We start from the raw sequence: 10,584 nt of genomic DNA, 5'->3' as shown, positions 1-10,584 counted from the left end.
GCCAACGCGCTGTCGACAGCGGCGAACCGCATCTCGTACCTGTTCGACCTCCGCGCAGCGCCGCGACGGCGAGCACGGCGGTCGCGGCGGCCCACCAGGGCAGGGTACGGCGGAGATCGACTGCCATGGAACGCTCCTCGCGGTCGGTGGCGCTGCTGACGAACCCGGGTCGGTGCGCTCGCAGGCACCCTCGGGGCCCGCGCGCGGGCTGACGATAGCGACCGACGCGCACGGCCGCGCAACGGCCGGATGAACAAATGATCTTCGTCTCCGACGTGTCGCATCGCGGTCTCACGGCCTGGCCGGACCGGTCACGCCGGATCGCTTGCCAAGCCGTCCAGGCGACGCAGCGCCCGCCGGGCGGTGTCCTGGTCGGCGGGCAGCAGCGGCAGTCGGACCGCCGGGGTCGGAATGCGTCCCCGCGCGTGCAGCACCGCCTTGATGACGGTCGGGTTGGGTCCGGCGAACAGCGCGGCCGACAGGCCCGCGAGTCGATGACCGAGCGACCGCCCACGGACGACGTCACCCGCCTGCCAGTGGGTGACCAACCGGACGAACTCGGCCGCCGCGACCTGGGCCGAGGCCGCGATGGCACCGTGCGCGCCGAGGGCCAGCAGCGGCGAGAGGAGCGGATCTTCACCACCGAGTACGGCGAAGCCGGGCGGAAGGTCGGCGAGGAGGTCGATCGCGTCCGCGTCGATCCCACCCGTGGCGTACTTGACGCCGACGACGCCCGGCACCTCGGCGAGCCGGCGGAGATCGTCGGCGTCGAGTTGCTGCCCGGTCCGGTACGGGACGTGGTAGACGACCAGCGGCACCGGGCTTTCCTCGGCGAGGTGGGCGAAGTGGGCGAGCACTCCGGCAGCGCCCGGCCGCAGGAACGGGGGTACCAGGCTCAGGGCCGCCGTCACCTCGGGCCGCTCCCTGAGGGCGCGTACCGCCGCGACGCTGTTGGCGCCGACGAGCAGGCGCGCGCCGCGTTCCCGGCACACCGCGGCCAGGACGTCGAGGACCACGCTCTGCTCCTCGTCGCTGAGGGCGGCCGGCTCGCCCGTCGTGCCCAACGCGACCACGCCGGCCGCGCCGGCGTCGAGCGCGTCGAAGGCCAGGGTGGTCAGCGCGTCGACGGCGACGGCTCCGGACCTGTCGAACGGGGTGATCAGGGGCACGTACAGGCCGGTCAGGGTCATGCCTTCACTCTCGACGGACCGAACCAGGTAGGTCCAGTTCCGATTACTCACGCAATACCTAAGCTGAGCTGATGCTTGACGTCCGTCGCCTCGTTCTGCTGCGGGACCTGGCCCGTCTCGGCACCATCGCCTCGGTCGCGCGGGCACACGCCTACACGCCGTCCGCCGTGTCGCAGCAACTGGCCGCTCTGCAACGGGAGGCCGGCACCCGGCTGCTGGAGCGCACCGGCCGCCGGGTCACCCTCACGCCGACGGCGACCGCGCTCGTACGGCACAGCGAGGTCATCCTGGCCGCGCTGGAAGCCGCCGACGCGACCCTCGCGGCCGCCCGGACGGGACTGCGCGGGAGCGTACGCATCGGCGCCTTTCCCAGCGCCGTCCGCACCCTGCTCCCGGCGGCGCTGGTCACCCTGGCCCGCGACCATCCGGCGCTCGACCTGATGATCACCGAGTTGGACCCGGTCGACGTGCCGGCCGCCCTGCGGGGCCGGCAGCTCGACGTCGCGCTGCTGCACGACTACGACATCGCGCCGGTCGCGCCCGATCCGGCGCTGGACTCCATCGCGCTGCTGGAGGAGACCGTCTACCTCGCCGTACCCCCTGGGGTCGTGCCGGACGGCGGCGGCGCCGATCCGGTCGGCGAGGCGCGCGACGCGCAGTGGATCGTCGGCACGCCCGGGACGCTCTGCCACTCGGTCGCGCTGCACGTCTGCCAGCTGGCGGGCTTCGCCCCGGCGGTACGGCACCACGTCGACGACTTCACCGCCATGCTCGCCCTGGTCGCGGCGGGTGAGGGGGTCGGGCTCGTGCCACAGCTCGCCATCACGCGGCCCTCCGCGCAGGTTCACCTCCTCCCGCTGGCCCTGCGCCGTCGCACGAGAGTCGCCTACCGCAGGGGTGCGGGTGAGCACCCCGCGGTGCTGGCGTGCGTCTCCGCGCTACACAGAGCCACCACCGCCCTGCCCAGCGGAGTTCCGATTGACAGTTGATCGACGTACTGCTATCTGTTAATACAGTTTCCTGATATTCGGGGTGCCCCGGCGCCCTCCCCCACGCCGGGCACCCGACCGGTCGGCGGCCTGCCGCCCCTTTCCCCCGAGGAACACCATGGTGCGTAAGAGAACAGCCGCCTACGCCGTGGGCACCCTGCTGATCGGCGTCGCGGCGGTCGGCTACGGCCTGCCGTCGGCCAGCGCCGCGACCGCCGGCCCGATCACCGGCCTGGCCGGCAAGTGCGTCGACGTGGCCGGCGCGAACTCGGCCAACGGCACAGCGGTGCAGCTCTACGACTGCAACGGCAGCGCGGCCCAGACCTGGACGGTGGGCAACAGCGACAGCTCGATCCGCGCGCTCGGCAAGTGCCTCGACGTCACCGCCGCGTCGACCACCAACGGCGCCAAGATCCAGCTGTACGACTGCAACAACACCGGGGCCCAGAAGTGGACCGCCGGCAGCGGTGGCGCCCTCGTCAACACCGCCTCCGGCAAGTGCCTCGACGTGACCGACCGGAGCACCGCGAACGGCGCCCGGCTACAGATCTGGACCTGCGGCGGCACCACCAACCAGCAGTGGACCCTGCCCGGCGGCGGCACCCCCACCCCCACGCCGACCGCCAGCGGCTCCACCGGCACCAACCTGGACGACCCGGCGAAGAAGGACGTCGCCATGCAGCTCGTCTCGGCGGCGGAGAACTCCTCGCTCGACTGGCGCGCCCAGTTCTCCTACATCGAGGACATCGGCGACGGTCGCGGCTACACCGCCGGCATCATCGGCTTCTGCTCCGGCACCGGCGACATGCTCGAACTCGTCCAGGCGTACACGAACACCAAGCCCGGCAACGTGCTCGCTGGCTACCTGCCGGCGCTGCGCGCCGTCAACGGCACCGCGTCGCACTCGGGCCTCGACCCGAACTTCACCCGCGACTGGCGCACCGCCGCCAACGACTCCGTGTTCCGGGCCGCGCAGGAGGCCGAGCGGGACCGGGTCTACTTCAACCCGTCGGTCCGCGACGGCAAGAACGACGGGGTACGCGCACTCGGCCAGTTCGCCTACTACGACGCGGCGGTCATGCACGGGTACGAGGGCATGCGTCAGATCCGCAGCCGCGCCCTCACCCGCGCGAAGCCCCCGGCGCAGGGCGGCGACGAGCGGACCTGGCTCAACGCGTTCCTTGACGAGCGGGTCATCGAGATGAAGAAGGAGGAGGCCCACTCGGACACCTCCCGCGTGGACACCGCCCAGCGGGTGTTCCTCAACAACGGCAACTTCAACCTGAACACGCCGTTGACCTTCGCCGTCTACGGCCAGCAGTTCCGCATCAACTGACCCGCCGGCGGCGCATCGCGCGGTGACGACATCGATCGCGCCGCCACCCCTGCCTCGAAGGGGCACGGGTGGCGGCGCGATCATCGTCCGGGCCGCCGGCCCCATGCAGCGCTACGGTGCCACGGTGGTGGTCAACACGGTGGAGAAGTTCGGCGCGGACGATCTCCTCGAACGTGCGTGGGATCTGCCGACAGCGGTCAGCGAATCGCTTCGTCCGCTCGTTCAGATGACGCCTGAGGGCTGGGTCGTGGACGCGTGGCCCATGACGGCGCAGCTTGCTGCGATCGTGCAACCGTGGGTGGACGAACCCGTCGATGTGGAGTCAGGCTGCTGGTTCGTCAGCTCCGCGCGGCATTGACGCGATGCCGGCAGCACGCCGCCAGCGGCCACTTGACGCTCCTGCGAGCCGTCCGTCGCCGGCTGCCGAGGATCGGCACCGTCCGGACATCCAATCGATCATGATTACTGGGGTTGTCGTACACCTGTTCTAATGTCAGGTCATGGTCGAGGAGCTGACGCAGGCAGACGCGGCGGTCGCCGCCTGCCTCGACGCGTCCGCCTGGAGCCTCGCCGAGCACGAACTCGTCGCCGCGCTCGACGCCGCGCACCGCCTCGCGCAACGGCTCGCCGCGCTCCAACTGACCCTCGTTCGCGAGCTGGACGGTCGGGGCATCGCCCGCGCCCACGGCGCGTCCGGCACCGCCGTCTGGCTCCGCGAACGCCTACGCCTCACGATTCCGGCGGCCCGACGGCTCGTCGACCTCGCCGCCGCCCTCGACAACGGCCACAACGGCGGAGTCCGGCAGGCGTTGGCCGACGGGAACATCACCGCCGAGCAGGCCCGCGTCATCACCGACACCGTCACCACGGTGCACGACAGCGCCGGCTCGACAGCCGCCGACAAGGCCGTCGGCGTCCTCATCGAATGGGCCGGGCAGTTCGACCCGACCCTGCTGCGCAGGTTGAGCACGCGCATCCTCGACCACGTCGCCCCCGACGTCGCCGAGGCCGCCGCGAAGGCCGCGCTGGAGGCCGACGCCCGCCGCGCCGACCGCGATCGGCACCTGACCGTTTCCGAGCAGACCGACGGTCGGCTGAGACTCGCCGGCACCCTCGACGTCGAGACCGCCGGACTGCTCCGCGCCGCCATCGACCCGCTCAGCGGTCCCAGCGGCCCAGACGACACCCGTACGCCGGGCCAACGCCGCCACGACGCCCTCGCGGACGTCTGCCGACTCGCCCTCCGCACGGGCGACCTACCGGCGAACGGCGGTGAGCCCGCCCAGATCGTCGTCACCACCGGCTACGACGCCCTGAGTCAGCAGCTCGGCGCCGGCACGCTCGACACCGGGCTCTCCCTGACCCCGCAGACGGTACGTCGGCTCGCCTGCGACGCCGCCATCCTCCCCGCCGTTCTGGGCGGCAATGGCCAACCACTCGATGTCGGCCGGCAACGCCGCCTCATCACCGGTCCCCTGCGGCGCGCCCTCGTGCTTCGCGACCGTGGCTGCGCCTTCCCCGGCTGCGACCGGCCACCGCGCTGGTGCGACGCCCACCACGTCCGTCACTGGGCCGATGGCGGCGACACCTGTCTCACCAACGCCGTCCTGCTCTGCGGCCACCACCATCGCCACGTACACAAGGGAGAATGGACGGTCCGGCTCGGCAGCGACGGCCGACCGATGTTCGTTCCGCCAGCCTGGCTGGACCCCGACCAGCTACCCCGCCGCAACCGCTACCACCGACGCAACTAGACCCGTGTCTGATGATGATCGCTTTGCTGGTTGGCGGAGCGCCAGAGCAGCGTTCCACGACGTCGCCTGCTGGTCCGCCCGTGCGTCGAAGGCGGGCGGGCTGCCCCGCGCGGGAGCCCTGGCGGAGCCGGTTGGCCTGCTGGTCCCGCCGCGCGGCCGTCGACGGCCAGGTGGACCTTGGTCGTCGACAGGCGAAATGGGCGCCGTCTCAGAGCCCCGAAGATCATTTGTCAGATGCGGCCGAGGCCGACAGCGACATCCCCGGGGCCCTCTCAGCGGTGGCCGGGAACGGGGGGCGTGGGCTGGCCGAGGACCGCTTGCGACTCGTCGACGAGTCCGGTCAGGCGCGCGACCTCGGTGTCGGTCAATTGTTCGGCAACTTCGGAGGCTGCGATGTTGGACCGCAGGTGGTCGGTGCTGCTCGTGCCGGGGATGACGACGATGGAGGGCGAACGGCGCAGCAGCCAGGCCAGTGCGATCTGGGCCGGTGTGGCACCCAGGCGCTCTGCCGGGCCGGTCAGCTGCTGGTGGCCGCTGAGCCGTCCGGCGGCCAGCGGGAAGTAGGGGATGAAGAGGATGCCCTGGGTCTCGCAGTCGGCGAGGACCTGGACGCCGCTGCGGTCAAGCAGGTTGAAGCGGTTCTGCACCGCCGCGATGGGGGTCATCTGCTGGGCGCGGGCCAGCATCTGCGGGGACGCGCCGGACAGGCCGATGCGGCGGATCAGCCCCTGGTCTCGCAGCTGGACGAGTGCGCCGAGCGCCTCCTCCAGCGGTACGTCCTGGTGCGCGCCGGGGGTGTCGCCGGCGAGTCGGAGGTAGGTCAGCTCGCTCGCGTCCGTTCCCAGGTCGGCAAGGGACTCGTGAACCTGCCGCCGGACCGTCTCCGGGCGACCGTCGACGACCCAGGACTTGTCCGGGCCGCGCTCTGCGCCGACCTTGTTGCCCACGATCACGCCCTCGGGGATCGGTCCCAGCGCCTGCCCGATCAGCTGGTTCACCGTTCGTGGCCCGTAGGCGTTCGCGGTGTCGAAGAAGGTCACGCCCAGCTCGACAGCCAGGCGCAACAGCCGCCGTGCCGCCTCCGGGTCGTCCGGGAACCCCCAGACCTTAGGGCCCGCAAGCTGCATGGCGCCGTATCCCACACGATTCATCGACCTCTCCCGCCGTATCACTGATACGGTATCTCCCGTATCGCTGACGGAACCAGTGATACGCCTTATGCCGTAGCATTGCAACCGTGGATGACGCGAAGACCCGCAGTCGCCGGCAGATCCTGGAAGTCGCAGCCGAGCTTCTGGAACGCGAGGGCGCCCACGCGCTCTCCACCCGCGCCGTCGCAGCGGCGGCAGGCATCCGTGCCGCCTCCTTGTACCAGCTCTTCGGCGACAAGGACGGGCTCCTTTCGGCGCTGGCCATCCACGGCTTCGACCTGTACCTGGCGCAGAAGCACACCTTGTCGTCGAGCGGCAACCCGGTCGACGACATGCGCCGCGGATGGGACATGCATGTCGACTTCGGCCTGAAACACCCCGCCTTCTACCTGCTGATGTACGGCACCGACCGCCCCGGCCGGCGCCCACCTGCCGCGCGGGAGGCTCAGGAACTCCTCATGACGTTCCTCGGCCGCGCCGCCTCCGACGGCCGCCTACGGGTGCCGCCCGTCCTGGCCGCCCACCTCACGCTGGCAGCGGTAACCGGCACCACGCTCTCCCTGATCGGCATCCCCGAGGGCGAACGCGACCCGGAGGTCTCACCGCGCATGCGGGAAGCACTCATCGAAGCCCTGACCACCGACACGAGCCCAGCCCCGGACTCCACCCTCGCCGCTCGCGCCCTCGCGCTCGATGCCACCCTCGGCGGGGCGGATCCAGCCATCGTCCCGCTCCGCCCCGTCGAGACCGCACTCCTGCGGGACTGGCTCCAGCATCTCGCCCACTAGGGGCTGTTTCATAAGGGCGGTCGAGCCGAGGCGGAGTCCGGGCGGCGATCCGGCAAGGCGCGGTGGCGTCCGGATACCGGTGTTGTATCCGGACGCCACCGCAACGCCGCCGGTCGTCGTCCGGGCCCGCCGCAGGCCGGCCAGCTCTTATGAAACAGGCCCTAGTGCGCTGGGCCATTTGTCAGGGCCTAGGTGCACTGCCGCGCGGGTGGCGTGCGGCGCCAGACCTGGCGGGGTGCGAACCCTTCACGTCGCAGCCAGTGCTCGGTATAGACAATCCGCTCGGGCTCAACGACCACAAGGGTGTCTTCGGGCGGCTCGGACACCGAGCGTCCCCGCTCGGCGTGCTCGTTCTCCCATCGGAACGCCTCCCAGTAGTGCGTACGGTCCGGATGCGCCGGATCGAGCACCCGGGCGGTACCGAACACCTGCGCCCCACGGCTGCTGGCCAGCCCGACCAGCGGCGCGAAGATCCCGACGGACACTCGCGGATCGGCGGCGATGTTGCGCATCTTGGGCGAGCGCGGCGAGGCCGTGAACAGCACCGTGAAGCCGAGCGGGTAGTACCGCACCGGGGTGGCCAGCGGGCCGTCCGGACCCGTGGTCGCGAGTACGCACATGTTCTGCGACGACAGCAGGTTGAGAATGCGCTCGTCGAGCCGTTCACGGTCGAGCCGCCCAACCGGCGTGGGCCCGGCCAGCCATGGATTGGTCAATGGCACGCGGGAACCTTATCGCGCGGCTTGACCTGAAGCTTGGATGAGGTCCTAGCCTCCGGTATCGGAGGTACGCATGAGCATGGAAGTTACCGCGTGGACGTCTCTGCGCCACGCGATGAACGCGCGGGACGAGCGACCGCTGTCCCGCGCCACCCTGAAGCGGATCGCGCGGTTCGCCCGGCCGCACCGCGCACTGATCGTCAGATTCCTGCTGTTGAGTGTGGTGACGGCAGTCCTCACGGTGGCGTCGCCGATTCTCGCCGGTCGGGTGGTCGAGGCGATCGTCGACGGCGCCGACGGCGGCGTCGTGGTCCGGTTGGCCGTACTGATCGCGGTGATCGCCCTCGCCGAGGCCGGCCTCGGGCTGGTGACCCGATTCCTCTCCGCCAGCATCGGTGAGGGGCTGATCGTTCAACTGCGGACGGCTGTCTTCGACCACGTCCAACAGATGCCGGTGGCGTTCTTCACGCGGACCCGCACAGGTGCGCTGGTCAGCCGCCTGAACAACGACGTGATCGGCGCGCAGCGCGCGTTCAGCGACACCCTGTCCAGTGTGGTCGGCAACGCGGTCACGCTGATGCTGACGTTGGCCGTGATGCTCAGCTTCTCGTGGCAGATCACGCTGTTGGCGCTCGTCCTACTGCCGATCTTCGTGCTACCGGCCCGCCGCATGGGCTCACGGCTCGCCCGCTTGCAGCGTGAGGCCGCCGAACACAACGCGGCCATGAGCACCCGCATGACGGAACGGTTCTCCGCGCCCGGCGCCACCCTGGTCAAGCTGTACGGGCGACCGGCCGAGGAGTCCGCCGAGTTCGCCGCCCGGGCACGGCGGGTACGGGACATCGGCGTCCGTACGGCGATGCTGCAGTGGGTCTTCATCACCGCGCTCACCGTGGTCGGCTCGCTGGCGCTGGCCCTGGTCTACGGGCTGGGCGGCCTGTACGCCCTGCGCGGCAGCCTCGACGCCGGGACCGTGGTCGCCCTCGCGCTGCTCCTGTCACGCCTCTACGCGCCGCTGACGTCGCTGGCCAGCGCCCGGGTCGAGGTGATGAGCGCGCTGGTGAGCTTCGAGCGGGTCTTCGAGGTCCTCGACCTCAGGCCGCTGATCCTCGACAAGCCCGACGCCCGCCCCCTCCCCGACGGACCGGTCGCGGTCGAGTTCGACGGGGTACGGTTCGGCTATCCGTCCGCGGACCGGGTGTCCCTCGCCTCCCTCGAGGACGTGGTGAAGCTCGACACGCGCGGCGGCGAGGACGTGCTGCACGAGGTGTCGTTCCGCGCCGAGGCGGGTCAGATGGTCGCGCTCGTGGGCTCCTCCGGGGCGGGCAAGTCGACGATCGCGCAGTTGGTGCCCCGCCTGTACGACGTCGATGACGGGACCGTGAAGCTCGGCGACGTCGACGTACGCGACCTGTCCGCCGAGTCGATCCGGACGGCGCTGGGCGTGGTCACCCAGGACGGGCACCTATTCCACGAGAGCATCCGCGCCAACCTGGCGTTCGCCCGGCCCGACGCCAGCGAGGACGAGATGTGGGACGTGCTGCGGCGGGCCCGACTCGACGACCTGATCCGTACGCTTCCCGACGGTCTCGACACCATCGTCGGCGAACGCGGATACCGCCTGTCCGGCGGCGAGCGGCAACGGTTGACCATCGCGCGACTGTTGCTGGCCCGGCCGCGCGTGGTCATCCTCGACGAGGCCACCGCGCACCTCGACTCCACGTCGGAGGCCGCGGTCCAGGACGCCCTCGCCGAGGCCCTGACCGGTCGCACGAGCGTTGTCATCGCGCACCGACTGTCCACCATCCGGGCGGCCGACCAGATCCTCGTCGTGGAGGCCGGCCGGATCGTCGAACGCGGACGACACGGCGACCTGCTCGCGGCGGGCGGTCGCTACCACGAGCTGTACCGCACCCAGTTCGCCCAGGAGCAACCGACGGCCCAGGAGCAACCGACGGTCCAGGAACAACGCGTGCCGATCTAGACCACCGCGCCGGGGCAACTGCTCCACGACGTCGCCGCCCGCCTCGGGTCGACCCCGGGGCGGGCGGCGAGATTCGACGATCAGTCGTCGTCGCCGTCGTCGCTGTCGTCGCCGTCGTCGTCCGCGTCGTCGTTCTTGTCATCGGCGTCGTCATCGGCGTCGACCGGCTCCTGCTCGGCCTTGACCACCGAACCGTCCGCACGGTCGACGTCCACCTCGTGCTCGGTGTCGCCGACGACGACCTCGACGCTCCAGACCGGGCGGCCGTGCTCCTGCTCGGCCTCGATCTCGACGATCTGACCGCCGCCAGCCTTGGCGAGCGCGATCTCCCCGGCCCGCTTCTCGTCGACGGCGGCGCCGGCCGGCGCCCCGCCCGCAGACGGGGCTCCACTGGACGACGGGGCACCGCTCGTCGGCGTACCCGACGGTGTGCCGGTCGACGACGGATCGCTGGTCGCCGGCGCGGCGGTGGTGCTGTCGGCCGTCGGCGCGACGGTCGCGGCGGCGAGCGTCGTGTCGGTGCGCGAGTCCTTCGCGGCGGTGACGCCGAACGCGGCCCCGGCCACTGCCAGCACCGCCGCCCCGCCGGCCGACGCCAGGAGCAGATTGGTCCGCTTCATCGTGGTGTCCACCTTTCCTCGGTTGTCGACTACGAGGATCGGCGGAACCGGGA

Annotated in this window: 10 protein-coding genes; 6 read left to right on the top strand and 4 right to left on the bottom strand. The window is 71.2% G+C overall.

The annotated features are described in order from the left end of the window. Positions 1–311 precede the first annotated feature (311 nt). Positions 312–1,190: a dihydrodipicolinate synthase family protein gene (locus AB0J36_RS18075; RefSeq protein ID WP_357132996.1), complete on the bottom strand. Its 879-nt coding sequence runs from the start codon at positions 1,188–1,190 to the stop codon at positions 312–314. Positions 1,191–1,261: 71 nt separating this feature from the next. Here AB0J36_RS18075 and AB0J36_RS18070 point away from each other — a divergent pair, with 71 nt between their 5' ends. From AB0J36_RS18070 to AB0J36_RS18055, 4 genes are all read left to right on the top strand, one after another. Continuing rightward, on the top strand, positions 1,262–2,179 hold the full coding sequence (locus tag AB0J36_RS18070; RefSeq protein WP_357399276.1) for a LysR family transcriptional regulator: 918 nt from the start codon (positions 1,262–1,264) through the stop codon (positions 2,177–2,179). 118 nt (positions 2,180–2,297) lie between these two features. Then, positions 2,298–3,515 carry a chitosanase gene (locus AB0J36_RS18065; RefSeq protein ID WP_357132992.1) on the top strand — a complete coding sequence of 406 codons (1,218 nt, stop codon included), beginning with the start codon at positions 2,298–2,300 and terminating at the stop codon, positions 3,513–3,515. Between the two features lie 22 nt (positions 3,516–3,537). Further along, entirely contained in the window at positions 3,538–3,873 is a 336-nt protein-coding gene (locus AB0J36_RS18060) for a hypothetical protein (RefSeq protein WP_357169285.1), read from the top strand. Between the two features lie 142 nt (positions 3,874–4,015). After that, entirely contained in the window at positions 4,016–5,269 is a 1,254-nt protein-coding gene (locus AB0J36_RS18055) for a DUF222 domain-containing protein (RefSeq protein WP_357132990.1), read from the top strand. Positions 5,270–5,541: 272 nt separating this feature from the next. Here AB0J36_RS18055 and AB0J36_RS18050 read toward each other — a convergent pair whose 3' ends face one another. Continuing rightward, complete coding sequence (locus tag AB0J36_RS18050) at positions 5,542–6,420, bottom strand: aldo/keto reductase (RefSeq protein ID WP_357399277.1); 879 nt, start codon at positions 6,418–6,420, stop codon at positions 5,542–5,544. 86 nt (positions 6,421–6,506) lie between these two features. On the opposite strand from AB0J36_RS18050, the gene AB0J36_RS18045 reads away from it, so the two are divergent. Next, positions 6,507–7,208 carry a TetR/AcrR family transcriptional regulator gene (locus AB0J36_RS18045; protein ID WP_357399279.1) on the top strand — a complete coding sequence of 234 codons (702 nt, stop codon included), beginning with the start codon at positions 6,507–6,509 and terminating at the stop codon, positions 7,206–7,208. 188 nt (positions 7,209–7,396) lie between these two features. On the opposite strand, the gene AB0J36_RS18040 is transcribed toward AB0J36_RS18045, so the two are convergent. Next, complete coding sequence (locus AB0J36_RS18040; RefSeq protein WP_357125690.1) at positions 7,397–7,930, bottom strand: pyridoxamine 5'-phosphate oxidase family protein; 534 nt, start codon at positions 7,928–7,930, stop codon at positions 7,397–7,399. A gap of 70 nt (positions 7,931–8,000) precedes the next feature. Between AB0J36_RS18040 and AB0J36_RS18035 the strand changes: the two genes are divergently transcribed. Beyond that, complete coding sequence (locus AB0J36_RS18035) at positions 8,001–9,911, top strand: ABC transporter ATP-binding protein (protein WP_357125687.1); 1,911 nt, start codon at positions 8,001–8,003, stop codon at positions 9,909–9,911. Between the two features lie 80 nt (positions 9,912–9,991). On the opposite strand, the gene AB0J36_RS18030 is transcribed toward AB0J36_RS18035, so the two are convergent. Continuing rightward, positions 9,992–10,531 carry a PepSY domain-containing protein gene (locus AB0J36_RS18030; RefSeq protein ID WP_357398013.1) on the bottom strand — a complete coding sequence of 180 codons (540 nt, stop codon included), beginning with the start codon at positions 10,529–10,531 and terminating at the stop codon, positions 9,992–9,994. Positions 10,532–10,584: the final 53 nt, after the last annotated feature.

It is taken from the genome of Micromonospora sp. NPDC049662 (assembly GCF_040675055.1).
GTDB lineage: Bacteria > Actinomycetota > Actinomycetes > Mycobacteriales > Micromonosporaceae > Micromonospora.
This window is presented reverse-complemented; position numbering and strand designations above follow the sequence as displayed.

Excerpts from the sequence above, each read along its gene's own strand:
- AB0J36_RS18075 (WP_357132996.1), bottom strand. The coding sequence starts at position 1,190 with ATGACCCTGACCGGCCTGTACGTGCCCCTGATCACCCCGTTCGACAGG.
- AB0J36_RS18070 (WP_357399276.1), top strand. The coding sequence starts at position 1,262 with ATGCTTGACGTCCGTCGCCTCGTTCTGCTGCGGGACCTGGCCCGTCTC.
- AB0J36_RS18065 (WP_357132992.1), top strand. The coding sequence starts at position 2,298 with ATGGTGCGTAAGAGAACAGCCGCCTACGCCGTGGGCACCCTGCTGATC.
- AB0J36_RS18055 (WP_357132990.1), top strand. The coding sequence starts at position 4,016 with ATGGTCGAGGAGCTGACGCAGGCAGACGCGGCGGTCGCCGCCTGCCTC.
- AB0J36_RS18050 (WP_357399277.1), bottom strand. The coding sequence starts at position 6,420 with ATGAATCGTGTGGGATACGGCGCCATGCAGCTTGCGGGCCCTAAGGTC.
- AB0J36_RS18035 (WP_357125687.1), top strand. The coding sequence starts at position 8,001 with ATGAGCATGGAAGTTACCGCGTGGACGTCTCTGCGCCACGCGATGAAC.
- AB0J36_RS18030 (WP_357398013.1), bottom strand. The coding sequence starts at position 10,531 with ATGAAGCGGACCAATCTGCTCCTGGCGTCGGCCGGCGGGGCGGCGGTG.